The 23,838-nt window shown below is 53.5% G+C and carries 24 protein-coding genes; 20 read left to right on the plus strand and 4 right to left on the minus strand.

Going from position 1 to position 23,838, the window contains the following annotated elements:
- The 3 genes from ABYK60_RS07990 to ABYK60_RS08000 all read left to right on the plus strand — a co-directional run.
- On the plus strand, positions 1-1,293 hold a 1,293-nt coding region (locus ABYK60_RS07990; protein ID WP_372871450.1), incomplete at its 5' end, for a CoA-acylating methylmalonate-semialdehyde dehydrogenase.
- Positions 1,294-1,332: 39 nt separating this feature from the next.
- Positions 1,333-1,698, plus strand: coding sequence for a cupin domain-containing protein (locus ABYK60_RS07995; RefSeq protein WP_372871451.1), 366 nt, complete (start codon positions 1,333-1,335; stop codon positions 1,696-1,698).
- 109 nt (positions 1,699-1,807) lie between these two features.
- Positions 1,808-2,536, plus strand: coding sequence for a TorF family putative porin (locus tag ABYK60_RS08000; RefSeq protein WP_372871453.1), 729 nt, complete (start codon positions 1,808-1,810; stop codon positions 2,534-2,536).
- 68 nt (positions 2,537-2,604) lie between these two features.
- Here ABYK60_RS08000 and ABYK60_RS08005 read toward each other — a convergent pair whose 3' ends face one another.
- Complete coding sequence (locus ABYK60_RS08005) at positions 2,605-2,787, minus strand: hypothetical protein (RefSeq protein ID WP_372871454.1); 183 nt, start codon at positions 2,785-2,787, stop codon at positions 2,605-2,607.
- 161 nt (positions 2,788-2,948) lie between these two features.
- Between ABYK60_RS08005 and ABYK60_RS08010 the strand changes: the two genes are divergently transcribed.
- The 7 genes from ABYK60_RS08010 to ABYK60_RS08040 all read left to right on the plus strand — a co-directional run bounded on the left by ABYK60_RS08010 (position 2,949) and on the right by ABYK60_RS08040 (position 9,598).
- Positions 2,949-3,293 (plus strand): DUF3634 family protein, encoded by a 345-nt coding sequence (locus ABYK60_RS08010; RefSeq protein WP_372871455.1) that lies wholly within the window; start codon positions 2,949-2,951, stop codon positions 3,291-3,293.
- A 272-nt stretch (positions 3,294-3,565) separates the two neighbouring features.
- On the plus strand, positions 3,566-5,662 hold the full coding sequence (locus ABYK60_RS08015) for an alkyl/aryl-sulfatase (RefSeq protein WP_372871456.1): 2,097 nt from the start codon (positions 3,566-3,568) through the stop codon (positions 5,660-5,662).
- 64 nt (positions 5,663-5,726) lie between these two features.
- Positions 5,727-6,671, plus strand: a complete 945-nt coding sequence (locus tag ABYK60_RS08020; protein WP_372871457.1) for a LysR family transcriptional regulator — start codon at positions 5,727-5,729, stop codon at positions 6,669-6,671.
- Between the two features lie 144 nt (positions 6,672-6,815).
- The gene (locus ABYK60_RS08025) at positions 6,816-7,712 is read left to right on the plus strand and encodes a DUF6662 family protein (protein WP_372871458.1); all 897 of its coding nucleotides are present in this window, start codon (positions 6,816-6,818) and stop codon (positions 7,710-7,712) included.
- A gap of 43 nt (positions 7,713-7,755) precedes the next feature.
- Positions 7,756-8,307: an FMN-binding protein gene (locus tag ABYK60_RS08030; protein ID WP_372871460.1), complete on the plus strand. Its 552-nt coding sequence runs from the start codon at positions 7,756-7,758 to the stop codon at positions 8,305-8,307.
- Positions 8,308-8,312: 5 nt separating this feature from the next.
- Entirely contained in the window at positions 8,313-9,122 is an 810-nt protein-coding gene (locus ABYK60_RS08035; RefSeq protein ID WP_372871461.1) for an FAD:protein FMN transferase, read from the plus strand.
- On the plus strand, positions 9,119-9,598 hold the full coding sequence (locus tag ABYK60_RS08040; RefSeq protein ID WP_372871462.1) for a hypothetical protein: 480 nt from the start codon (positions 9,119-9,121) through the stop codon (positions 9,596-9,598). The genes ABYK60_RS08035 and ABYK60_RS08040 overlap by 4 nt, the downstream gene beginning before the upstream one ends.
- 1 nt (position 9,599) lies before the next feature.
- On the opposite strand, the gene ABYK60_RS08045 is transcribed toward ABYK60_RS08040, so the two are convergent.
- Entirely contained in the window at positions 9,600-10,175 is a 576-nt protein-coding gene (locus ABYK60_RS08045) for a hypothetical protein (RefSeq protein ID WP_372871463.1), read from the minus strand.
- Complete coding sequence (gene glnE / locus ABYK60_RS08050) at positions 10,172-13,051, minus strand: bifunctional [glutamate--ammonia ligase]-adenylyl-L-tyrosine phosphorylase/[glutamate--ammonia-ligase] adenylyltransferase (RefSeq protein ID WP_372871464.1); 2,880 nt, start codon at positions 13,049-13,051, stop codon at positions 10,172-10,174. Before glnE ends, ABYK60_RS08045 begins: the two co-directional genes overlap by 4 nt.
- Positions 13,052-13,249: 198 nt before the next feature.
- Here glnE and ABYK60_RS08055 point away from each other — a divergent pair, with 198 nt between their 5' ends.
- From ABYK60_RS08055 to ABYK60_RS08090, 8 genes are all read left to right on the plus strand, one after another.
- Positions 13,250-14,227, plus strand: coding sequence for a hypothetical protein (locus ABYK60_RS08055; protein WP_372871465.1), 978 nt, complete (start codon positions 13,250-13,252; stop codon positions 14,225-14,227).
- Positions 14,228-14,248: 21 nt separating this feature from the next.
- Positions 14,249-15,148 (plus strand): DUF350 domain-containing protein, encoded by a 900-nt coding sequence (locus ABYK60_RS08060; RefSeq protein WP_372871466.1) that lies wholly within the window; start codon positions 14,249-14,251, stop codon positions 15,146-15,148.
- 13 nt (positions 15,149-15,161) lie between these two features.
- A complete protein-coding gene (locus tag ABYK60_RS08065; RefSeq protein ID WP_372871467.1) occupies positions 15,162-16,886 on the plus strand; it encodes a polyamine aminopropyltransferase in 1,725 nt (574 codons plus the stop codon).
- Positions 16,887-16,987: 101 nt separating this feature from the next.
- Positions 16,988-17,401: a YjfI family protein gene (locus ABYK60_RS08070; RefSeq protein WP_126167876.1), complete on the plus strand. Its 414-nt coding sequence runs from the start codon at positions 16,988-16,990 to the stop codon at positions 17,399-17,401.
- An 11-nt stretch (positions 17,402-17,412) separates the two neighbouring features.
- The gene (locus ABYK60_RS08075; protein ID WP_372871468.1) at positions 17,413-18,102 is read left to right on the plus strand and encodes a PspA/IM30 family protein; all 690 of its coding nucleotides are present in this window, start codon (positions 17,413-17,415) and stop codon (positions 18,100-18,102) included.
- An 86-nt stretch (positions 18,103-18,188) separates the two neighbouring features.
- A complete protein-coding gene (locus ABYK60_RS08080; RefSeq protein ID WP_372871470.1) occupies positions 18,189-18,836 on the plus strand; it encodes a hypothetical protein in 648 nt (215 codons plus the stop codon).
- The gene (locus ABYK60_RS08085) at positions 18,833-19,162 is read left to right on the plus strand and encodes a hypothetical protein (protein ID WP_372871471.1); all 330 of its coding nucleotides are present in this window, start codon (positions 18,833-18,835) and stop codon (positions 19,160-19,162) included. The genes ABYK60_RS08080 and ABYK60_RS08085 overlap by 4 nt, the downstream gene beginning before the upstream one ends.
- 26 nt (positions 19,163-19,188) lie before the next feature.
- Positions 19,189-20,004 (plus strand): potassium channel family protein, encoded by an 816-nt coding sequence (locus ABYK60_RS08090; RefSeq protein WP_372871473.1) that lies wholly within the window; start codon positions 19,189-19,191, stop codon positions 20,002-20,004.
- A gap of 111 nt (positions 20,005-20,115) precedes the next feature.
- Here the strand turns inward: ABYK60_RS08090 and ABYK60_RS08095 are convergent, their stop codons facing one another.
- Positions 20,116-21,603: an inorganic triphosphatase gene (locus ABYK60_RS08095; protein ID WP_372871474.1), complete on the minus strand. Its 1,488-nt coding sequence runs from the start codon at positions 21,601-21,603 to the stop codon at positions 20,116-20,118.
- 209 nt (positions 21,604-21,812) lie between these two features.
- Here ABYK60_RS08095 and ABYK60_RS08100 point away from each other — a divergent pair, with 209 nt between their 5' ends.
- Together ABYK60_RS08100 and ABYK60_RS08105 are read left to right on the plus strand one after the other, a co-directional pair.
- On the plus strand, positions 21,813-22,493 hold the full coding sequence (locus ABYK60_RS08100) for a TIGR00153 family protein (RefSeq protein ID WP_372871475.1): 681 nt from the start codon (positions 21,813-21,815) through the stop codon (positions 22,491-22,493).
- Between the two features lie 14 nt (positions 22,494-22,507).
- On the plus strand, positions 22,508-23,779 hold the full coding sequence (locus tag ABYK60_RS08105; RefSeq protein ID WP_372871476.1) for an inorganic phosphate transporter: 1,272 nt from the start codon (positions 22,508-22,510) through the stop codon (positions 23,777-23,779).
- Positions 23,780-23,838 lie beyond the last annotated feature (59 nt).

The raw sequence follows: 23,838 nt of genomic DNA on the forward strand, positions 1-23,838 counted from the left end.
ATTCTGTTTAAGTTTAAGGCGCTGGTCGAAGCCAATATGGACGAGCTGGCTGAGCTTATTACCCGCGAGCACGGCAAGGTGCTGGACGATGCCAAGGGCGAGCTTATCCGTGGTCTCGAAGTAGTGGAATTTGCCTGCGGTATTCCGCATCTGCTCAAGGGTGAACACACAGCTCAGGTAGGCACAGGTGTTGATGCCTGGGCCGTCAACCAGGCGCTGGGGGTAGTGGCAGGTATCGCGCCATTCAACTTCCCGGTGATGGTACCCATGTGGATGTTCCCCATCGCCATCGCCTGCGGCAACACTTTCATCATGAAGCCTTCTGAAAAAGACCCAAGCTCAGTGATGCGTATTGCCGAGCTATTGAAAGAAGCCGGTCTGCCCGATGGTGTATTCAACGTAGTCAACGGTGATAAAGAAGCCGTAGATACCTTGTTGACTCATAAAGACGTACAGGCAGTAAGTTTCGTGGGTTCAACTCCGATTGCCGAATACATCTATGCCACAGCCTCGGCTCATGGCAAGCGGGTACAGGCCCTCGGCGGTGCCAAGAACCATATGCTGGTGATGCCGGATGCAGATCTGGATCAGGCTGTGAACGCCCTGATGGGTGCAGCTTACGGCTCGGCAGGTGAGCGCTGTATGGCCATTTCCGTAGTGCTTGCTGTAGGTGATGCGGGTGATGCCCTGGTTGAAAAACTGCTGCCCAAAATTGCCGCCCTCAAGGTGGGCAACGGTCTGACTCCCGAGATGGAAATGGGCCCGCTGATTTCGGCTCAGCATCTGGACAAGGTTTCCGGCTATGTGGAGGCCGGCGTACGTGAAGGCGCCAAGCTACTGGTTGATGGCCGCACGCTGTCAATGGAAGACAAGGCCAATGGCTACTTCCTCGGCGCCTGCCTGTTCGATGAGGTTACGCCCGAGATGACTATCTACAAAGAGGAAATCTTCGGCCCAGTGCTCTGTATCGTACGCGTCCCTGACTACGCCAGCGCCCTGCAGTTGGTAAACGAGCATGAGTTTGGTAACGGCACTGCCATCTTTACCCAAAGCGGTGAAGCGGCACGCCACTTCTGCCATCACGTGCAGGTGGGCATGGTGGGTGTAAACGTGCCAATTCCTGTGCCGATGGCTTTCCACAGCTTTGGCGGCTGGAAGCGCTCTCTGTTTGGCCCACTACATATGCACGGCCCTGACGGCGTACGTTTCTACACCAAGCGCAAAGCCATCACGGCTCGCTGGCCACAGGGCAAGCAACTGGCTGCAGAGTTTGTCATGCCAACCATGAAGTAAAACCGTTGGGGCGCCTTTGCGCCCCTTTTGGAGCTATGGATGACTATCACGGTCAAAGATATTCAACACTTTGCCAATGCAAAAACTGAAACGGAGCGCTACTTTCTCGCCGATGAAAAGCGAATAGAGGGCAATCCTGAACAAGCACTTACCAACCATTATTCCAGTGGCTGCGGCCAGTTTCACGTCGGGATATGGCAAAGTGCTGGCGGCAAATGGAATGTCAACTATACTGAACACGAATATTGTGACATCCTCGAAGGGTGCAGCATCATCCGCGACGCAGACGGCAACAGTCTGACAGTGGAAGCTGGAGACAAATTCGTAATCCCCGCCGGTTTTCAAGGCACATGGGAAGTGGTTGAACATTGCAAAAAAGTCTATGTGATATTTGAGCAAAACTGATTTGTAAAACCCGCCATGAGGTCACAGCCCAGTGCTGATGTTTGGCAACCAATGAGGACGGATGCTTCGGCGTCGTCCCTGTCAACAAAAGTAAAATGGAGAATCAAGCGTGGATAAATATTTCAATAAAAACAAGCTTGCACAGCTGACCGGGATCCTTCTGACAGGTGCGCTGCTGTCACCCCTGGCCAACGCCGGCGAACTGACCGGTGAAGTTGGCGTTGCCAATGACTATCGCTTCCGCGGTATCTCCCAAACTGACAGCAGTTTGCAGGTATCTGGGGGAATCGATTACTCAACTGATTCAGGCTTCTTCGTAGGTGCCTGGGCCAGTAACGTGGATTTCGGTGAAGAGGACGGTACCAATATCGAACTCGACGTATACGCCGGCTATTACCATGAAGTAAATGATGATTTATCTTTTGACGTCACCCTGTATCGCTACAATTATTTCGGCGAAACCAGTGATTATGACTACTACGAAGCCAGTATTGGTGCCGACTTCAGCGGTTTACGTATCGCCTACTGGTATACCAATGACTACAGCGGCTCAGACTATGATTATCAATACCTTGAGATGAATTACAGCTGGGAGTTTGCCGAAAACTGGAGCCTGGATCTCCACGTAGGTAACAACTTCGGTGACGCCGTAGAAGATGAAGAATTTGGCTTTGGTGACAGATTTATCGACTACTCCATCGGCGTATCCACTGAAGTCGCCGGATTCGGTCTGTCGCTGGCCTGGTTGGATACCAACATCCCCAGCTACGCAACCATCAAAGACGACCTGTTCAACAGCGAAGGAACTGTACTGGCCAGTGTCAGCTACGCTTTCTAAGCGACGGTCTTTCTCCCTTCCCACCAATAAAAAACCGCCCTCAGGGGCGGTTTTTTTACTATGCCATGCTATTTATCAGCATTGATTCTCGGCACATTGCCCCGCTCCAACTGCAGCTGAATCATCCGCCAGTCACGACTGAGCTTAGTCAATTCGTCTTGGCGTTCAGGGAAAAAACGAGTCATGTTTTCAATCATTTTGGCTTGTGCGTCACACATTTGTGACCAGCTTGCCGCATTGGTAAGAGGCATATCGTCATCCTTAACTCTGGGGGGAGGCAAAATCCATTATCATATAGCACGACTTTAGTATGCGAATTCACGCTCCACAAGTGTCATAAATGAGACAGGAACCACTTTTCAGATAAAAACTTAAGGGGTATCTTAAGAAAAAAGTAACAACGGAAGACAATATGACAGCTAACTTACTGAAAATTTTGTTTATTGCCATTGGTATTTATATTCTCTACCGACTGATATTCAGCAATAAAAAAGGCCTTACGCTGTTTGAGATCCATTTCAAAGAAGGCCGTATGACCAGTCACAAGGGCAAGATCCCGGAGAAGTTCGAGCGGGAATGCCGTCAGCTGGCAAAGGCTGAAAAGCTCACCGGCACTATCCGGGCCGAGCGCGCCGGCAATGTACGACTGCATATTTCAGCCAACGTGGCCGACGGCGTTGCCCAGCGGATCCGCAATCTGTTTCCGTTTGAGCTATACGATCGCAAAACCGTCGACCACAGCAAACAAAGCCTCTGACAAACTTAATTGAATCACTTCCATTTACGTCGACCTTAGGGTCGGCGTTTTTGTTTTCCTGGCTGACGTTTTGTTGCCTATGGCGCGTGTTAAAAGCTTAGCTGTTACGCCTGAGGCACCGTTCAGAGGCACCTATATCAGGCTGCTTTAATCCCCCACCATACATTCACAACATAAATATCAAAACCACACTTACATGCATTTATTGAAATACATTGTCTTTTTAAACTCGGTGCTATCGGCAAAATGCCTATTCATCAAGGAGCACCAAGATGCTAAAACTTTCCGTTGTCTCTGTGGCTGTCATTGCAATCTTATCAACGCCTGTCGCATCGGCAGGTACTGCCCATGGCGCGGGTCAGGATGAGCATGCCCTGACCACCAGCTTCAGTTACCAGGGCAAACCGGCAACCGAGGCCACCAAGGCCCACAACGCCGCTGTTGAAGCCAGCCTGAACTTTGCTGACCAGGCCGCGTTCAACAACACCCGTGCCAAGCTGATTGCCACACTGGATGATGCCAGTGCCGCGCAACTGGCAGATAAGTTCGAGTTCATCGGTGACAAAACACCGGAGACCGTAAACCCATCTCTCTATCGCCAGGCCCAGCTCAATAATGAAGCCTATGGCCTGTATGAAGTCAGAGACGGCATTTATCAGGTGCGTGGCACCGACCTCGCCAATATGAGCTTTGTCCGCACCGACAATGGCTGGATTGTGTTCGACCCACTCACTACCTATGAATCCGCCAAAGCAACCCTCGACTTTGCGCTCAAACATCTGCCCGGCGGCGATAAGCCGGTAGTCGCCATGGTGTACTCCCACTCCCACGCCGACCACTTCGGCGGTTCACGGGCTGTAGCCGAGCGCTTCCCACAGGTGAAAATTTACGGCTCCCACAACATCACTTCCGAAATGGTGGATGAGAATGTGCTGGCGGGTAATGCCATGGCGCGAAGAACCTCGTATCAGTACGGTGCCACTTTGTCATACAACGACACCGGCATTGTGGATGCAGCGCTTTCCAACGGTATCGCCAAAGGCGAAATCACTTACATAGTGCCTCACTTTGAAACCAACGCGCAGGGCCAGAAGTTCGAGAAGATAAACATCGACGGCCTCGACATCATCTTTATGGACGCCTCGGGTACCGAAGCGCCGTCAGAGGCGGTCGCCTATATTCCGTCGATGCAAGCCATTTGGGGCGCCGAGGTGATGTATCACGGTATGCACAACGTCTACACACTGCGAGGTGCCAAGGTACGCGATGCTCTAAAGTGGTCAAAAACCATCAATCAGATGCTTGAAACATGGGGCGATAAGGCCGAGTTTCTGTTCGCTGCCCACAGCGCCCCGGTATGGGACAAAGCCAATATTCAGGCCTATATGAAACTGCAACGGGACAACTACGGCTTTGTGCACAATCAGTCTCTGCGGCTGGCCAACTCCGGCGTGGTGATGCAGGACATCGGCTGGGAAATCGAAAAAGTGCTGCCTGATAGCATTCAGAAAGCCTGGCATACCAATGGCTACCATGGCACTTACAGCCACAATGCCCGCGCCGTATACAACATGTACCTTGGTTATTTCGATATGAACCCGGCGAACCTCAACCCCCTGCCCACCAAGGCAGAAGCGACTAAATTTGTGGAGTATATGGGCGGTGCCAAGTCGGTGCTGAAAAAAGCCAAAAAGGATTACCGCCAGGGTGAATACAACTTTGTCGCCACAGCCCTGAATAAGGTAGTGATTGCCGAGCCCGAAAATCTCGAGGCCCGTAACCTGCTGGCCGACACTTACGAGCAACTTGGCTATCAATCCGAAGGCGCTGGCTGGCGAAATGTGTACCTGTCCGGCGCTCAGGAGCTCAGAGTAGGCATTCAGGACGGCGAGTTAAAATCGGCCTCAGCCGACGTAATCGCTAACCTGCCGATTGGCAGCCTGCTCGATTACATGGCCACCCGGATAGACTCGCTTAAGGCGCAGCATCACAGTTTTGGCATGAATCTGGTACTGCCGGACATTGGCGAAACCTATTACGTAGAGCTGGCCAACGGCAACCTGAATAACATCAAGGTCGACCAGCCCAAAGCCGGGGCCGACCTTACACTGACCCTCAACAATCGTGATGCCATCGCCATGAATCTGGGCCAGGTCAGCCTCAAGCAGCTGTTTGAAAGCGGCAAGGCCAAATCAGCGGGCGATACCCAGGTGCTGGCCACCCTGAAAAGCCTGATGGTGGATTTCGACCCACGATTTGAGATTGTGCCGCTGCCAAACGAAGCCGCCGCCGAAGCCAATCGCAGCATCTACTATCAGGCCAGCCCGGCTCACAGCGACAATCACTGGGGGCGCAGGCATCAGCACTAACCCACTCCCTTTCTGAGGCAGCAGGCGCTGCCTCTTTTTTTATGCAGTGATAGGAGGTACCTTATTGTTTTACCTGAAACAAATACAGGGTTACATGGGCGACTACGGCAAGCTGGATCTCAACCTGTTGCGGGTGTTTTTGTGTGTTTATCAGCACAGCTCTTTTACCCGCGCAGCCGATATTCTGGGGTTAACCCAATCGTCGGTCAGCAACGCCATTGCCAGACTCAAAACCCAGATAGGCGAAGAGCTTTTTGTTCGTGCCGGGCGCGGCATTACCCCCACCGCCGCAGGCCATCAGCTGTATCAGGGCTTATCTATCGCCATGGAAGACATTGCCGCCACCCTGGATGCCTTCAAAGCTTTCAACCCGGCCACCAGTACCCGCCAATTCACTGTATATACCTACGAAGCAGCAACCCACACATTGCAACCGCTGCTTGAACCTCTGCTTCGTGGGCTCAAACTTGGCATTGTATTTAAAGATATGACCGCCGATCCCGAAGGCGTTTATCAGGCGCTTTACAGTGGCAGCGCCGACATGGTGATTGACATACTTCCCCCCTCAGGCAACAGCACCAAAAACCAACTGCTTATTGAAGAAGAGTTTGTCTGCGTGGCTGCGGGCAATCACCCGCGGATCCGAGGCGACCTGTCAGCCGAGCAGTTTGCCGCCGAGCGTCACTGTGTGCTCAATCTGAGTCGCCACGGCCTGAGTCTGGGGGAAATCTTCTGCGAAGAGCCTTTGCCAGAACGGCGTATCTATAGCGAGAACAGCAGTGAAATCAGCATGATGGCAAGCGTCGCCCGCAGTGAAGCCATTGGTATCGCCCCCTCCAGACTGGCCCACGCCTACGCACCTTTACTGCAATTACAGGTGCTGCCCTTCCCATTCAAGAGCCGCCCCATTCCGGTTTACATGGTTTGGCCACGACGGGTCGATAATCAGCCAGCCCACCGCTGGTTAAGGGAAATACTTAGCCAGGCCGTCTCCCAACAGCAAACTTAAAATAAACTTAAAGTTATTTATCGTTTCAATATCAATAGCATAAGAAAATAACCACTCAAAACATTAATACAAACCATTTTCATTTGCATCTTTATTATCTAAAATGCGCAGCAGTTTGGACATAACATCAAGATGGGAATGAACATGAAAGCAACAAAATTTCAGCTGTGCACCCTTGCCCTGCTGACTGCAGCTGTCAGCCAGCAAAGCGTTGCCGGTGAAGATCTGTTTGGTTATATCAAGGGCGCCGAAGCCCTGCCAAAAGGGGCTTCCGAGCTGTATCAAAAAATCACGGTTCGTGATGGCAAGAGCCTGGGTTCGTATCAGGGCATCGACTTCGAAACTGAATACGAATACGGGGTTTCCAGCAAGTTTTCATCGTCGGTATCAGCCAAATTTATGTCGCTCGATACCGATGGTCTGTCAATTGATGGCTATCTGCCCGGCGCCAAAGACATCGGCTTTAAAGCCTCCGGTGTGGAGGTCGGAATGGCTTACATGTTCCTGAGCCCCGCCATGGAGACGCTGGGCCTGCAGGCCAGCCTGTCGCTGGATTACGACTGGATTGACAAACACTCAGGCTACGACAAGGACACACTGTCGCTGGAGCTTGGCCTGCAAACCCAGAAGTATCTGCTGGAAGGCGAGCTGGTATGGCTTGGCAACCTCGCCGTAGAAGCCACCTATGCCGATCGCGCCCCCATCGACAATCTGCCTGAAGACTTCGATTGGCCAACCGATCCGGAAATGGAAATCGAACTTAAATTTGGCACAGGCCTGAGCTACCGATTCGCACCAAACTGGTTTGTCAGCGCTGAAGTGCTGTACGAAACCGAGTTTGAAACCGAAGTCGGACAAGAGCGCTGGTCCTGGTTTGCCGGCCCGTCTATCCACTATGGCAGCGCCAACTGGTGGGCAACCCTCACATGGCTCCCACAGCTGGCCGGAGGCGGCGAGCAGTTTGATGGCCAGGACACCAGCCTGCACCTGATAGAAAAAACCGAGCAGGAATGGCGCTTTAAGGTTGCCTATAACTTCTGATGCTGACCGGGGCATGGCCGCCATGCCCCTATCGGAGCCTTGTATGTCAAATTCTGTTTTCAATAACAGCCTCTGGTTTATCCCTATGGCTTTTGTGGCGGCGCCAGCTGTGGCCGCAGATTACCTGAGTATTCCCCAGGCGCAGCAGCTGCTGTTTCCTGCCGCCGGCAGCTTTGTGGAACGCCCAACGCTGTTTGACAGCGATGCCCGCAGTGCCATCAAGTCGCTCGCTGGAACCCGTCAACGTCAAGACCATCAACCTATATGGAGGGTGGAAAAGGACGGCCAGCTACAAGGCTGGTTTATCGTCGATGATGTGATTGGCAAGCACGAATACATCACCTATGCCACCGCCATCAGCCCCAGTGGCGAAGTCCTTGGCATAGAAGTATTGAGCTACCGTGAAACCCATGGCGGCGAGGTGCGCGAAGCCAATTGGCGAGCCAACTTTACAGGCAAGACCCTGAAGGATCCCTTCAAGCTGGAAGAGGACGTACCCAACATCAGCGGTGCCACCCTGAGCTGTCGTAACCTGCTTGACGGGGTAAAACGGCTACTGGTGATCCATCAGCTGTTTTTAAGCCAGCCTGCCTGACAGCCGTGAGCATCAGACGCGCCCGGCCACTGCTTGGCACCTTCTGCGAAATTTGCATCAGTGACGCAGGAGACGCCAACCCCAATGCTGCCGTTGAAGCGGCTTTTGCCGTTTTAAAACAAATTGATGTGCAGCTTTCATTTCACCGGCCTGACAGTGAACTGTCGCGTCTGAATGGGAGCGCTGGCGAGTGGCTCAGCCTCAGTCGTCACAGCATGCGGGTGCTCAAACTGGCCAGAAGCCTTGGGAAGTTAAGCGGCAATCGCTTTAATATCACCCTCGGCGGTGAGCTGGTCAGTCTTGGTGCCCTGCCCCTGCACCAAGACGCCCCCTATTTGCCACGTGGCAACTGGCAAGACATTGAGCTTAAGCCTAATAAAGCCCGGCTTAAACGCCCTGTGCTGCTTACTCTGGATGGCATTGCCAAGGGCTACGGGGTGGATTTGGCGGTTGCCAGCCTCAAGCGCCATGGCATTAAATCTGGCTCTGTCAACGCAGGCGGCGATTTAAAGGCGTTCGGCGACATTGCCACCCGGGTGCAACTGCGCTCCGATGAGGGCTTTGAAGACAGCCTCTGGCTTTGCAATCAGGCACTGGCAAGTTCACGCCATGGCGCTATGCCAACATCCGCCTTTCCGGCGCTGGTTATCACCGACAGCCAGCCATCAGCAACAGCACAGCTGCACACTGTCATAGCCCCTTTTGCCTGGCGTGCCGACGCACTCACCAAGATTGCCGCCTTCGGCGAACCCGGCCTTGTCCGCGCCCTTGGCGGCCTATTGCCAACCGAATTGATAGCGAGACACACACCATGAAACGCCTGAATGGTTACCCGGACAGTTTTTTCTATTTACTGCTTACGGCCATGTTTGCCTGCAGCCTGTCAGGCCTTGCCATGTACCCCTGGGTGATGGAATTTAAACTGCAGTGGGAGCTGGATTTCAGCTTGCCTGGCAGCCTCAGGCAGGGGATTGTGAGCACCCATGCCCTGTCAGCATCAATACTGCTGATACTGCTGGGTGCACTGTGGCAAGTGCACATTCGCGCAGGATGGCGCAGAAAAGAAAACCATTTCAGCGGTAGCTTTATGGCACTGGCGCTGCTGCTGTTGATGCTAACCGGGATTGGACTGTATTACCTGAGCAGCAGCAATAGCCAGTTGGCGGCAAGTTTACTGCACTCAGCACTTGGCCTAGGGCTTTCACTGAGCTTTATCCGGCATTGGTTATGTGGGATGCAGATCCGCAGCGCTCATATCCGGCAGGTCAAACACCGCCGGAAAAAGGACTGAATCATAACAGAGGTTCAAGCCTTGGTTGATACAGCCCCCGCACTACACTAACCAGGGTTTCAATACGGGCATCACTGAGCTGACGGTAGTCAAAATAAGGGCAGACTATCACCCGATTTTCCCTATCGATGGCAAAGGATTCATTGAGCCATTCGAGGATAAAACCAGCGTCATTGCGTTGTGCCAGCGCCTGACCATACCCCCTCCCCATGATGATATGCAGCGGCGCAGCGGCAGCAGTTTTGGGGGGTGGTACTGAAAACATCAGCGCAGTAGCAGAACCAGCCTGCAATAAACAGGCATCACGATAATCCTGCCACCGCTCAAAGACAGCAACAGGTGCCAACGCCGGACGCAGCGCCTCAACTATCAGCGGCTCTTTTGCCAGAGCCCACAACAGCTTGGCATATACATTGAAGACTTTTCGCCAGCCATTGCCACAGGCATGGCCAATAGCCGCAATCTCGCCATCAACCATACTCTGCCAGCCCTGAAGCTGTTCCAGATGCATAAAGGCCGGGCGTTTATCGATACAGGCTGCTATCAGATATTCGCCGTCGCCCAATCCACAGCTCACTCGCCGCTCTCCAACTGTTCAGGCTGACCGTCACCCAGAATGTCCCGATAAATTACCAGCACCCGCTCACTGTGATCCGATACTGCAATATAAGGCAATTGACCGGCCTCCTGCTGTAGCGTCAATCTATGATTTTCATCCCTCAGGGTGCAGTAAGCCGCAATCAGCTGCTGGGCCAGATTCAACGGCAGAATGTCCAGTTCGGCCGCCGTCTGGAAGATCCGCACATTATCAGACCATACGCTTAACTCATCGTGCTCGAAGCTGTTTTTCAAAACCAGATACTGGGCGATAAATTCGATGTCGGCGATGCCGCCGGGGCTTTGTTTGAGGTCAAACAAGTCCCCAGTCACCTTCAACAGATGCTCACGCATCTTGGTGCGCATCTCCCGCACGTCCTGTCTCAGCTTGTCAGCATCACGCCGTAAACCCAGAACCTCGGCGCGGATACGACTGAACTGCCCGGCCAGTTGATTATCACCAAACACAAAACGCGAACGTACCAGCGCCTGATGCTCCCAGGTCCAGGCCTCTTCGCGCTGGTACTCACCAAAGCGCTCAATCTCACTGACCAAGAGCCCCGAGGCACCGGATGGCCGCAGGCGCATATCCACTTCATACAACTCACCTGAGGTCGTTCGGGTAGAAAAGAGGTGCAGAATGCGCTGGGCGAGCTTGACGTAAAAATGGCCAATCTCAATCTGGCGATCACCATTGGTAACGCCACTGCCCTGATGATTATGCAGAAATACCAAATCCAAATCTGAGCCGTAACCCAACTCAATGCCGCCGAGCTTGCCATACGCTATCACCGCAAACCCCATCTCACCGGGTTCAAGGTGACCCGGCACCCCGTGACGCGCGGCAACCTGGTTCCAGGCCTGATGCACCACCTGCTCTATAATCGCCTCGGCAAGGAAGGTTAAGTGATCACTCACCTGCATAATGGGCAACACCCCCGTCACATCAGCGGCGGCTATCTTAAGCTGTTGGATCAGCTTGAACTGTCGCAGCGCCTCCATTTGTTGCTCCATATCCTCTTCAGGCACCCTGAGCAGGTACTGGCGCAACTCACTGCCGTAATCATCCAGCGAGGTAATGTCGTACAGTGCAGCCGGGTCGATAAGCTCATCCAGCAGCATGGGGAACCTGGCCAGCTGATCGGCAATCCAGGGGCTGGCGCAGCAAAGGCTGACGAGCTGCGCACGGGCGCCGGGGTTTTCACACAGGAGTTCAAGGTAAGTGGTTCGGGTCAGCACCTGTTCGACCACATTAAACACTGGCGCAAAGGCTGCCGAGGGTTTGGGCATGGCCACCAACTCGCCAAGCAGTTTGGGCATCAGCCGGTCGAGGGTTTCCCGGCCGCGGGGGCCAATGGGACGCCGTGCCATGGTTTCGCGCCAACCCTTCAGCAGCGGCCAGAATGCGTCATCATCAATTTGCTGATCTTTCAGCAGCGCCTCGGCGTGATCTTCTTCCTGCACATTCCAGAACTGCCAGGTCCAATGCTCATGATTTTCTTCAGCTTCTTCACCACCAACCGTATCGCGGAAATGCCGGTGAATTTTCCCCATCGCCGCTTCGATATGGGTGCGAAGGTCAATTTCATTAGCCATGCCCAATGGCGCGCAAAGCCGTTGCCAATCGAGGCGATTGTCCGGCAGAGTCTGGGTTTGTTTATCATCGATGGCCTGCAGCAGGTTTTCGACCCGTCTGAGCAGCACATAGGCATTTTTCAGCTCATCCACCGCCAGATATTCCAGTTGTCCCAGACTGTAGAGGGTGTCGATGGCGCCAAACAGACTTTGGGTGCGCAGGCTTGGCTCGCGGCCACCGCGGATAAGCTGGAAACTTTGCACCACGAATTCCACTTCGCGAATGCCACCGGCCCCGAGCTTGATATTGTCGGTCAGCTGGCGACGTCGCACTTCCTGGGCAATTTGCTGCTTCATCCGTCTCAGGGATTCGATGGCAGAAAAGTCAATATAGCGGCGATAAACGAAGGGGCGCAGCAAACTGTGCAGCTCATCGCTGTAGCCGCACCAGGGGCCGAGCGCACGGGCTTTGACCATGGCATAACGCTCCCAGTCACGGCCCTGTTCCTGATAATAATCTTCAAGGGCGCTGTAGCTGACCACCAGCGGGCCACTGTCGCCGTATGGGCGCAGGCGCATATCGACTCTGAATACAAAACCATCCACTGTGACCTGCCCCAACAGGTTTACCAGCCTTTGCCCCATGCGGATAAAAAATTGCTGATTATCCAGTGCCCGTCTGCCACCCTGGGTTTCGCCGTGTTCGGGAAAGGTAAAAATCAGGTCAATATCGGAGGAAAAATTCAGCTCACGGCCACCCAGCTTACCCATGCCGAGGATCATCAACGGCTGCGGTTTGCCTTGAGTATCAGAAGGTGTCCCCAGGCTTTGGCACATATCACGATAAAGCCAGTCGCGGCCGGCTATGATTAGCGCCTCCGCCAGGGCAGAGATATCCAGCAAAGATTCTTTCAATGCAACTCTGCCGGTAAAATCACGCCAGGCAAGACGTGCCATTTGAAAGTTCCGGTAACGGCGCAGCACCGCCTTGGCTTCTTCTTCTGTGCCGGCATGTTGCAGCTGAACATGCAGTTCCCTGTCAAAACTGGCACGATCAACGGTATCGAGTAAACCACCAAACAGCAGATTAATGCGTTCAGGATGGCGCAGCATCTCACGGGCAATAAAGTCACTCAGCCCGGCCAACTGGCATAGTTCTGTCCTTTGCTCATCATTCAGCGCAGCCAGACCATCTGGCCAGTGATTCACCAGCGACTCCAGCCATTTTGTGCCCTTATCAAGAATATCCTGCGGTATTTCCAGCTGCTGCGTTTGCGACATACTAATCCCTGGCGCCTAAGTATCGACATATTATGTCGAGAATGATATAGGTAGTGCATTGCCGGCGACGGGATTGACCCGGGACGACTGTGACCGGTTAAGGTTACTATAAACCTTCGGCGATGACCTAGAGCGATAATATATCACTGATATTTGGTCAGGTTCCCGGTTATAAATGGCAGGATAAACGGAGTTAAAATGACAGGATGGCTTAGCCGCATACTGCTCCCTCTGGGCGCCGTATTGCTGATGCTGACTCTTGCCGGCTGTTCCGATAATGGAGCGGCCGAACAGGCAAGGCAAATTGAAAAGTATACAGAGCTGAACAAAGGGCGTTTGGCAGCCCTCGGCGCCATGCTGGATAAGGGCGAAGTACGGAACGCAACCCTTATCAGACACTATGCCGAGCAGCTCAATCAGAAAGACCCCTCATTGGCTCCCATAGTGACAGCGCTGGCCTCGGATGCAGGTAAGGGGCCCTTGTTCGAGAGTCTTCGGCGACGGCTTGATGAGGCCCAAAACCCCGCTAACTTTGTCGATGAAACCATGCGGCTGGATGAGCTTGAAAATCTCTATCAGGCAGCGGATCCGGCGCTCTATAACGACATGTTGTCCGACCCGTTAAACGCCCTTGCTGACATGTCCGGCGGCAGCCTGCCACGGGTGAATGCGGTCAGCCGTGAGTCGGAGCTTACCGGTAATGGCGACGACTTCGGCCCCGGCAGCCAACTGATTGGTAACCCTACCTACGGCGAGTGGCAGACCGGCAGTAATGGCACCTCATTCTGGGCCTGGTACGGCATGTACTCCATGTTTTCCAATCTGTTCCACCGCCCGGTGTATTACGACAACTGGTCCAGCCGTCGTCACTACAGTTACTACAACGATGTAGGCCGATATCGTTACAGCTCTCCTCGGGATGTACTCAAGCAGCAGCAGGTTTTCACCCAAACCAAAAAGCGCTTTGACAATCAGGGAAAACGCTTCGACAGCCCCTACGCCAAGACCCGCAACGGTGCCACAGGTCTCTCACGCCAAAGCCAGCAGGCGCCCAGTGTAGCTCAGGCCACCAAGGCCAGCACCGAGCGGCAGAAGTTTCGTTCAAATTACGCCAAGGACAGCAGTTTCCGAAACTCAGGAAACCGTACCAGCCGCAGCTCCCGTCGCGGCAAGTGATAACAGAATAAGGATAAAAAGATGACACTGTTACAAGATTATGGCCTGACACAGGAACTGCTGATCATTTTGGCCATCGATCTGGCCATCGCCGTTCTGCTGCTTACCGCAATGCGCTATCTGCAGGGCTGGAGCGTCAAGGTAAACAGCAGCAAAGAGCTGGCCGAAAAGGACAATTTTGCCTTTGGGATCAGCACAGCCGGTGCCGTTCTGGCGTTGGGAGTCGTGCTGACCGGCGCCATCACAGGTGCCGCCGCCCCCAACTATGTAACTGAAGCCATCGGCATGAGCACCTACGGCCTGTTTGGTATGCTGCTGATTAAAGTTGGCCGGGTGATGCACGACAAAATCGCCCTCAACAACATCGATAAGAACGCTCATATTCTCAAAGGCAATGTGTCCGTGGCACTGGTGGATGCCGCCGCCGCTGTGGCTACCGCCATCATCATCCGCGCCAGCCTGCTGTGGGTGGACGACCTGACCATCAATACCTTTATCGCCATTACCACAGCCTTTGTGGTGTCTCAGCTGATGCTGGTTCTGCTGACGCGGATGCGTGAAAACCGCTATAGCACCCGTAATCAGGGAGCCTGCATGCAAGAGGCGCTGGCCAAAGGTCATACGGCGCTCGCTATCCGTCATTCGGGTCATATGCTGGCCATGGCGCTCACCTTCAATGCCGCCAGTCACTTTATTATGTTTGAGCCCACGGCCTATGTGGTCAACCTGCTTAGCTGGCTGTGTTTCTCAGTGGTGATGCTGCTGGTTCTGAGCCTGCTGCTTAAGTTGGTAAAACTGTTGGTACTGGCACGTATTGACCTCGCCGATGAAGTAGAGCGTCAGCACAACGTGGGTCTTGCCGCGGTGGAAGTGGCCATCAGCATTGCTATTGCGCTGATCCTTACCGGCCTGATGGCATAAGGTGACGAATAAAATGCAAAACGCGCCTGCAGCCAGCAGCGCTAACGTTATGCCGGTGCCCGCCAGACACCTTGGCTGGGCTGACGATGCCCTGTTACTGGGGATTATGGCCGCCCTCGCCGGCTGCGGCCTGATTTACGAATATCTGCTGAGCCACTATGCCGGGCGCATCCTCGGCGCCATGGAAGCGGCCATCTATACCATGATTGGTCTGATGATTGTGGCCATGGGTGTGGGTGCCTTTGCCGCCAGAGCCATTCGCAATCCTTTCATTGGCTTTGCCCTGCTGGAGTTGGCAGTAGCGCTGCTCGGCGCCGGCAGCGTTCTGCTGTGCGCCGCAGCCATTGGCCTCACGCAAACCCTGCCACAACTGCTCGCAGATACCTTTGGCCTGCCGCCGGATCTGATGCCAAATGGCGGCCTGTTGGGCGCGCTGCAAAAAGCGGCCCAGTATCTGCCCTATATGGTAGGCACATTGCTGGGGCTGATGATTGGCATGGAAATTCCGCTGATTGCCCGGGTGCGCCAGGCGCTGTCAGATGAGCATCTATTACATAACGCCGGCACCATTTACGGCGCCGACTACATAGGTGCAGGCGTAGGCGCTGCCATCTGGGTCGGGCTGATGCTGGCAATGGATATTCAGCTGGCCGCAGCGCTCACAGCCAGCGTTAACCTGTTGGCGGGCTTTGCCTTTATCTTCCGTTTTCGCGCACGCCTGAGCGGTTTTGGCTGGCTGCTTGCCGGGCATATTCTGGCATCCTTTGCGCTGGTGCTGCTCGCGGTAAAAGGGCCGCCACTGGAGCAGGACTTCAATAATCTGCTCTACAAAGACAAGGTTATCTACACTGAGGCCACCCGCTTTCAGCAGTTGGTGTTTACCGAACGCCCACGGGGTCAGGCCGAGCCTGTGTATTCCCTTTACCTCAATGGCAGGCTGCAATTTTCCACCCAGGATGAGCATATCTACCACGGCTTTTTGGTGTGGCCACCTATGATGGCCGCTACGCGCCAGCAGCGGATATTGATTGTCGGCGGCGGTGACGGCCTGGCAGCACGGGATGCACTGCGCTGGAATCCACAAGAGGTGGTACTGATGGATTTGGATGAGCAGCTGGTGACGCTGTTTCAATCGCCACCACCGACCATGCCAAGACGCCTGGCCGAGCGGCTAATCCGCCAGAATGCTAATGCCCTCAATGATCCGCGGGTGCGGCTTATCTTTGATGATGCCTTCAACGGCATCGACCGCCTGATTGCAGCCGGTGAACACTTCGATGTGATTTTGGTGGACTTGCCTGACCCCAATCATCCGGACTTATCCAAGCTGTATTCGGATTTGTTTTATCGCAAGCTCAAAGAAGTGCTCAGCCACGATGGCGCGATAGCAATTCAGTCCACCTCTCCCTGGCACGCCACCCGCGCCTTTTTAAGCATTGGCAAAACCCTCGAATCGGCGGGTTTTAAGGTGGCAAGATATCATCAGAATGTGCCGAGCTTCGGCGAATGGGGCTGGACCCTGGGCACCCTCAATGGCTCACCCGAGCAGCGGGTTCTGGACGGCACGGCACCGGCTCACCCCTGGGTAAACAAAGAGATGATTGGCGCAGCCTTTGCCTTCCCACCCGGGTTTCTGCTGCGTGAACAAGAGGTGGACATCAACCATTTCGGTACCCAGGTGATTTATCAATACCACCTGGAAGCCTGGAAAGAAGAGAGCGGTATCAACCTTTTTTAGCAACTCGCCAGGGCGGCGAAATTTCGGCCAAGATAACGCTTGACATATTATGTCCCGATGTTATCTTGAAACACAGACATAATATGTCAGAGAGGACGACTATGAATATCCACGCTATCGCCAATCACCTTAACGGACTGGGTGACAACAGCCAGACCGGTTTCCGGTTTGACTGCTATCCCATCGAAGGTGACGTGGAGGTGTTGCAGGTCAATATCGTAGGCCGGGAGGAGATCCCGATTTTTGTGTCGGTTACCGATAACCAGGTGCTGTGTATCAGCTATCTGTGGGGTGAAGACGAAGTCAAACCCGAAACCCGTGCCGATATGTTTGAAACCATGCTGGAGCTGAACATTCCCATGCCACTGTCGGCCTTTGCCAAAATTGACGACAAGTATGTGGTGTATGGCGCACTGTCACTCAAATCCAGCATGGCCGAAATCGAGCAGGAGCTCAGCGTCCTGTCCGATAACTGTCTCGAAGTTATTGCCGAAATGGCCGATTACCTGAACTAAGGAGCTGCATTATGGGCATTCTCAACAAGATCCTGACCGCCTTTCGCGGTGGTGCCAACGAAGTAGGCCAAAGCATTGTCGACGCCAATGCCACACGCATTTTCGAGCAGGAAATCCGTGACGCCGAAAAACACCTGACCAAAGCCAAGCGCGACCTGACCGAAGTGATGGCCAAGGAAATGGCCGCCGCCCGCGAAGTGGATCGCCTCAAGCGTGCCATTAGCGAACACGAAGGCTATGCCACCCAGGCGCTGGAAAAAGGCAACGAAGCACTGGCGCTGGAAGTGGCTGAGAAAATCGCCCAGCTGGAAATGGAGCTGGCCGAGCAGCAGTCTTCAAACGAAGCTTTCTCCAACAACGCCGCCAAGCTGAAAGATCTGGTGAAAAAGACTGAGCGTCAGCTGGCCGATTATCAGCGTCAGCTGTCGATGGTCAAAACCACGGAAAGCGTGCAAAAAGCCACCGCCTCCATCACAGACTCTTTTGCGTCGAGTAACTCCAAACTACTGAACGCCAAAGATTCGCTGGAGCGCATCAAGGCCCGTCAGCAACAGTTTGACGACCGCATGAAGGCAGCCGAGACCCTGGATGCCGAAAACAGCGACAAGTCGCTGGCTGCCAAACTGGCAGAAGCCGGCATTGGCGAGCAAAAGAGTGACGCCAACGCGGTACTCGAAAGGCTCAAGTCCCGTAAGGGCTAAGCACCAGCTTGATAACACCCGGTCACAGTGCCGGGTGTTATCGTTTGCTTTTCAGGGCATACATTCGCTTCACATGGAGGCACCCAATGAGCTTTCTTAAAGGCCTGTTTGGCGATAAGTCGCCCAAGGCCAGGGTTATTCGTCACCCCCGTGAATTAATGCGCGGCGATATCATCAGTCTGGATAACGATTTTGGCTTGCCGGCGCAGCTTCGTGACCAGTCACTGGAAGTGATTGCCATTAACACCTACGAGTTTGAGCGCAACCAGGAAATCGAGTGGCAACTCAAGGGCGCGGGTGGCGATACCCTGTTTATGACCCTGGTTGATGACGATGAGCCTCAGGTACATTTAAGCCTGAAAATCAGCCGCGCCGAAGTTGAAACCCTGTTTGGACTCGACGCCTTTGGAAATATTTTTGAAGAAGACTCCCAGGCCAGTCTCAGCACCCAGCATATCCCCGAGAGACTTGAGCAGTGGCTTGGAAATCAATACCATGAAGTGAGTTTCGCCTTATTCGGCTATTTTCACCGCGAGGATTATCGTGGCCTCAAACCGCCTCAGGATGCCAATGGCGCCACCGGCGAGCCCTTCGAACGCTATGAACTGGAAGACGACAGCGAACAGTTCAGCCTCGAAGTGGAAGTGTTTGAAGGTGGCGAAACCGATGTTCTCGTCGGCCTGACAAGACCGCTCAGCCTCATTCGCGAGTACTGGCCCGGAAATCATTCATGACCAAGACCAAACACCCGCTGCCGGAAACATGGCAGCAAAATCAAAAGGCCGCCAAGGCGACTCAGGTGGCCTTCGATCTGGATGAAAAATTTCAATACCAGATCCGCAAAGCCGCCCTGGATGCCAATCGCAGCCCATCGGATCAGATACGCACCATATTAGGCTTGGCGGTAGCCAAGCGCCCAACCCGGCCCAGATTAACTGTATCGCTGAGTCCTGAGGATTATGTGGCTCTTGCCGAGAAATACGGCCTCAGCGCCGATGCACAACTTGAAATCAAAAAACGGGTACTGGAAGACCTGGTTCAGTTTGTTTCAGAGGACTGAACAAGGTATCCATCAGAGGGAATCAGATGTCTGAACCGACACAGGGCCATGTAAGGCGCATCAAGGCACCTGCGCCCATCGAACTGGCGATGATGCTGCTGTCACTGCTGGCGGTTATTGTGGTGCTGGTGATGACCTTTGGCCGGCTCGACGAGGAAACCTACCGCCTGCTGTTTATGATAGACACGGGTATTTGCAGCATCTTTATGCTGAATTTCTTTACCGGTCTGTTTCGCGCCAAAGACAAACTATTTTTTATCCGCCACCACTGGATAGATTTTGTCGCCAGTATTCCTGCCATCGAAGCGCTGCGTTTCGCGCGACTGTTCCAGATTTTACGGGTTATCCGCCTTATCCGCATGAGCCGCTCACTGCTGTCGCAGGTATTGCGTCAGCGCAAGCAGGCCACCTTGGCCAGCCTGCTGGTTGCATTGGTGACCATATTAACCCTGTCATCTGTGGCCATATTGCTGGTTGAATCACCCGCCGAAGGTTCCAATATTCTCACCGCCGAGCAAGCCATCTGGTGGGCCATGGTGACCATTTCCACCGTGGGCTATGGCGATCATTATCCTGTGACTACCGCGGGCCATATTGTAGGCTCCATGGTGATTGTCTGTGGCGTCAGCTTCTTCGGTATCATCTCGGGCTATATGGCCTCGGTGTTTGTGGCGCCGGATGAAGAGGAACGTCAGGAGGCACACGCCGAAAACCTGCGCCAGGAGATGGAGCAGGCGCTTAAACGCATGGAAGAAAATCAGGCGATTATGCTCAGAGAAATGGCGGCAATGCGCAGGGCTCTTAAAGACGTGCACGACAATAACGATGATGCCCACACATAACCTGATGCTTTCCCCGGGCACCGAAGTCAGTCACTACCAAAAAGCCCGCCAATAAAGGCGGGCTTTACTTTTTAATATTCCCAATGGATACGTCGGCGTAGCTCCCGCCTATTAACGCCAGTAAGGCACCTGAGCCAAAGCACTCTTGTAGCTTTGCTGCAAAGCATGCATCAGACTCAGCGCCTTATCTTCGAGCCAGTCCAGCATTTCAGAATCGGCTCCTGCCATATCACCAAGCAATTCATAAGCACGCAAGACATCTATCCCCCGGCGTAAGTCCTGCCATGGCGCACGGTACAGTCTGCGGGTCTCGGGACTGTAAAGCTCACCATAGGCAAGGCCGACCAACAAAGCGTCATCAAGGGCAGCGGTCACGGTGAGAAAATCACTGGTAGAAGCTTTGGCAGGCATCAACTTCTGGATATCCTCCCAAGACGCCTGCTGCATCTGGTTGGCAAGCTGTCTTATGTCCATAGTACTCTCAAGACGGTTACCAAATAACAGAGTCACCAGTTCCAACTGCACCTTGCCATAGACCGGCAGACGCCACAGAGACTCGAGCCTTGCCGCAACACTCTCCTGCCCCATCCAATTTTGCGCTTCGGTTTGCCAGCGAACCGCATCGGTGCGCCGACCAAACAGGGAGTCACGGTTTTCGGCAATGGCTGAGAGCGCTATGGCATCGTCAACAAAAACGAGCGCACGACGAATTTGACCAAAGCCACTTTGCAGCGATTCTGTCAGCACACCAAACTGACGACAGCTGGCTTCAAGCAACCCAATACAGGTCCTTAGCCTTGCCCACAGTGCTGCGGCACTTTGAGGATCGCTAATCGACTGACCTATGGCATCTTCAAGCAGCTGCCAACGCTCGAGCGCCGTTTCAAGCATGGCAGCAAAAGCCTCGGCCGCGCTGCAGTTGGGCGGCAGCGGCACTGTATCGAGCTGCGCCAGCACAGATTTGCTGCCAAGTCCCGCCAGGCGGTAACCCCGCTGAGCCTTACTGGCCTTGCCAAGACGCATAGGCACCCGTGATATCAGCTTTTCTGCGAGTGCGAGCAAATCGCCAGCCTGGCCAGATACAAGCTCAAACTCCAATTCGCACAAAGGCTCTTCCCGATTCCCACTGCGAATAATGCCTTCATCGAGAGCTATCTCAATTTGGCTTGTCCCTTCGGTCACCAGCCAGGTCAGACGGCGAAAGTCGGTATGAAACACACAATTGAGCTTAGCCTGGGTATCTGCCAAATCGGCCCCTGCCGGCCAGATATGCGCCGGAAACAGCGCCAGTTCCGGGATATCAGTCTCAATATCAACATTATATTCAGGCCGGCTGTGAATACCGCCGACCACTTTTCCGGCAGTTTTGATGGTTTGCTCACGCTTGTCGTTAAAGCCACGGACCCGTAACCCCATGTCCCAGCGTCTAAGCTGCATGTCCTCAGTATCGAAGTACCCATTACTGAGCATGACATCAGCCTGAAAACCGGCTAAAAATAGGCGATTAATCTCAGCAATGAGCTGTTCTTTATAGGCGGGAAGAAAAAAAAGCTTGAGTTCTATCTCGGTTTCCATGAGGTTCAGACCTTGCTGCGTCATTAAAATTTCATCAAACAGACATCCGAGCGTCACAATGTCACACAGCTGTCATAATTCACCACTATGATTTGCGGCGCGGGTTAGGTTATAACCCGATAGTATAAAGACTGACGTCTTTTAGGTAAAAACACAGTTTCAATACGGGGACGCATGGGTTAACATGCGCCCGCAATTTCCAATAGTGGAATAACCTAAATAGGTAAACGGCTATGCCAGTAAACTCCATTTTGGGCGTGTTTGCAAAATCGCCAATCAAGCCTCTGCAAGAGCACATCGACAAGGTGCACGAGTGTGCCAATATCCTGGTTCCCTTCTTTGAAGCCACAACTTCCGGCGACTGGGATAAAGCAACCGAACTTCGCAAGCAAATCAATAAAGCAGAAAAAGACGCGGACTCACTGAAGCGTGAAATCCGTCTGACGCTGCCTGGCGGTCTGTTCATGCCTGTTGAACGAACCGATCTGCTGGAACTGTTGACCCAGCAAGACAAGATTGCCAATAAAACAAAAGACATCTCCGGTCGAATCATCGGCCGAAACCTGGTTATCCCTACACCCATCCAGGAACCTTTTATGGCCTACCTCAAGCGTTGTCTGGACGCGGTAGCATTGGCCAAAGACGCCATTAACGAACTCGACGAACTGCTTGAAGCCGGTTTCCGTGGTCGTGAAGTGACCCTGGTAGAAAAGATGGTCAGTGAACTCGACGCTATCGAAGAAGACACTGATGATCTGCAAATCGCCGTCCGTCGCGGCCTGTATGCTGTTGAAGAAGGCATGAGTCCTGTTGACGTGATGTTTCTCTATAAAATCATCGAATGGGTCGGCGATCTGGCTGATCTTGCCGAGCGAGTCGGTTCACGTTTAGAGCTGATGTTGGCTCGCGTATAACGAAGGTTTCTATTATGGCTGATATTTTTGTCACCTATGGCCCATGGCTTATTGGCATTGCGGCTGCGTTCGGATTCTTGATGGCTTGGGGTATTGGCGCCAACGACGTGGCCAATGCCATGGGCACCTCCGTAGGCTCCAATGCAATTACCATCAAGCAGGCAATCATCATTGCGATGATCTTTGAATTTGCCGGTGCCTATCTGGCAGGCGGTGAAGTAACCAGTACCATCCGTAAAGGCATCATCGATGCCAGCTATTTCACCGATGTTCCACATTTGCTGGTATACGGCATGATTTCAGCGCTGCTGGCAGCAGGGATCTGGCTGGTAGTTGCTTCCGCGCTGGGCTGGCCGGTTTCTACCACCCACTCAATCATCGGTGCCATTGTTGGCTTCGCTGCTGTGGGTGTCGGTACCGAAGCCGTAGCCTGGGGTAAGGTTACCGGTATTGTAGGTTCCTGGGTCGTAACCCCGGCCATATCTGGTTTTATCGCCTTCCTGATATTCCAGAGTGCCCAAAAGCTGATTTTCAACACCGACAGCCCGCTGGATAACGCCAAACGTTATGTGCCCTTCTATATGGCACTTGCCGGTTTTGTTATGTCGCTGGTAACCATCAAGAAAGGCTTGAAGCACGTTGGTTTGCACTTCTCAGCTGCTGAGGCTTATGCCCTTGCCATAGCTGTTGGTATTGTTGTTGCCATTGTGGGCAAAATCTTCATCAACCGCCTCAAAATGGCCGATAAGAGTGATCGTCACACTCAGTTTGCCAACGTTGAGAAAGTGTTTGCAGTACTGATGGTCGTTTCTGCCTGTTGTATGGCATTCGCCCACGGTTCCAACGACGTTGCCAACGCCATTGGCCCTCTGGCTGCAGTGGTTTCTGTGGTAAACAACAACGGTGAAATTACATCCAAAGCACCGCTGGATTGGTGGATCCTGCCCATTGGTGCTTTCGGTATTGTGTTTGGTCTGGCCATCTTTGGTAAGCGTGTAATGCAAACCATTGGTAAGAACATCACCCATCTGACCCCAAGCCGTGGTTTTGCTGCCGAGTTGGCTGCCGCCTCTACCGTGGTTATCGCCTCCGGTACCGGTCTGCCTATCTCTACCACTCAAACGCTGGTAGGTGCGGTTCTTGGTGTCGGTATGGCTCGTGGTATCGCCGCTATCAACCTGGGTGTTGTGCGTAACATCGTGGTGAGCTGGGTTGTAACCCTGCCTGCAGGTGCCGGCCTCTCCATCGTGTTCTTCTACATCATCCGCGGTATTTTCGGCGGTTGAGATTTCAGTCTAAATCACTGAACAAGAGCCAAAATCAGGAGGGAAGTCGCAAGACTTCC

The organism is Shewanella sp., from assembly GCF_041630135.1.
Lineage (GTDB): Bacteria > Pseudomonadota > Gammaproteobacteria > Enterobacterales > Shewanellaceae > Shewanella.

Coding starts and splice junctions, on each gene's coding strand:
- ABYK60_RS07995 (WP_372871451.1), top strand. CDS start 1,333: ATGACTATCACGGTCAAAGATATTCAACACTTTGCCAATGCAAAAACT.
- ABYK60_RS08005 (WP_372871454.1), bottom strand. CDS start 2,787: ATGCCTCTTACCAATGCGGCAAGCTGGTCACAAATGTGTGACGCACAA.
- ABYK60_RS08010 (WP_372871455.1), top strand. CDS start 2,949: ATGACAGCTAACTTACTGAAAATTTTGTTTATTGCCATTGGTATTTAT.
- ABYK60_RS08015 (WP_372871456.1), top strand. CDS start 3,566: ATGCTAAAACTTTCCGTTGTCTCTGTGGCTGTCATTGCAATCTTATCA.
- ABYK60_RS08025 (WP_372871458.1), top strand. CDS start 6,816: ATGAAAGCAACAAAATTTCAGCTGTGCACCCTTGCCCTGCTGACTGCA.
- ABYK60_RS08030 (WP_372871460.1), top strand. CDS start 7,756: ATGTCAAATTCTGTTTTCAATAACAGCCTCTGGTTTATCCCTATGGCT.
- ABYK60_RS08040 (WP_372871462.1), top strand. CDS start 9,119: ATGAAACGCCTGAATGGTTACCCGGACAGTTTTTTCTATTTACTGCTT.
- glnE (WP_372871464.1), bottom strand. CDS start 13,051: ATGTCGCAAACGCAGCAGCTGGAAATACCGCAGGATATTCTTGATAAG.
- ABYK60_RS08055 (WP_372871465.1), top strand. CDS start 13,250: ATGACAGGATGGCTTAGCCGCATACTGCTCCCTCTGGGCGCCGTATTG.
- ABYK60_RS08060 (WP_372871466.1), top strand. CDS start 14,249: ATGACACTGTTACAAGATTATGGCCTGACACAGGAACTGCTGATCATT.
- ABYK60_RS08065 (WP_372871467.1), top strand. CDS start 15,162: ATGCAAAACGCGCCTGCAGCCAGCAGCGCTAACGTTATGCCGGTGCCC.
- ABYK60_RS08070 (WP_126167876.1), top strand. CDS start 16,988: ATGAATATCCACGCTATCGCCAATCACCTTAACGGACTGGGTGACAAC.
- ABYK60_RS08075 (WP_372871468.1), top strand. CDS start 17,413: ATGGGCATTCTCAACAAGATCCTGACCGCCTTTCGCGGTGGTGCCAAC.
- ABYK60_RS08080 (WP_372871470.1), top strand. CDS start 18,189: ATGAGCTTTCTTAAAGGCCTGTTTGGCGATAAGTCGCCCAAGGCCAGG.
- ABYK60_RS08085 (WP_372871471.1), top strand. CDS start 18,833: ATGACCAAGACCAAACACCCGCTGCCGGAAACATGGCAGCAAAATCAA.
- ABYK60_RS08090 (WP_372871473.1), top strand. CDS start 19,189: ATGTCTGAACCGACACAGGGCCATGTAAGGCGCATCAAGGCACCTGCG.
- ABYK60_RS08095 (WP_372871474.1), bottom strand. CDS start 21,603: ATGACGCAGCAAGGTCTGAACCTCATGGAAACCGAGATAGAACTCAAG.
- ABYK60_RS08100 (WP_372871475.1), top strand. CDS start 21,813: ATGCCAGTAAACTCCATTTTGGGCGTGTTTGCAAAATCGCCAATCAAG.
- ABYK60_RS08105 (WP_372871476.1), top strand. CDS start 22,508: ATGGCTGATATTTTTGTCACCTATGGCCCATGGCTTATTGGCATTGCG.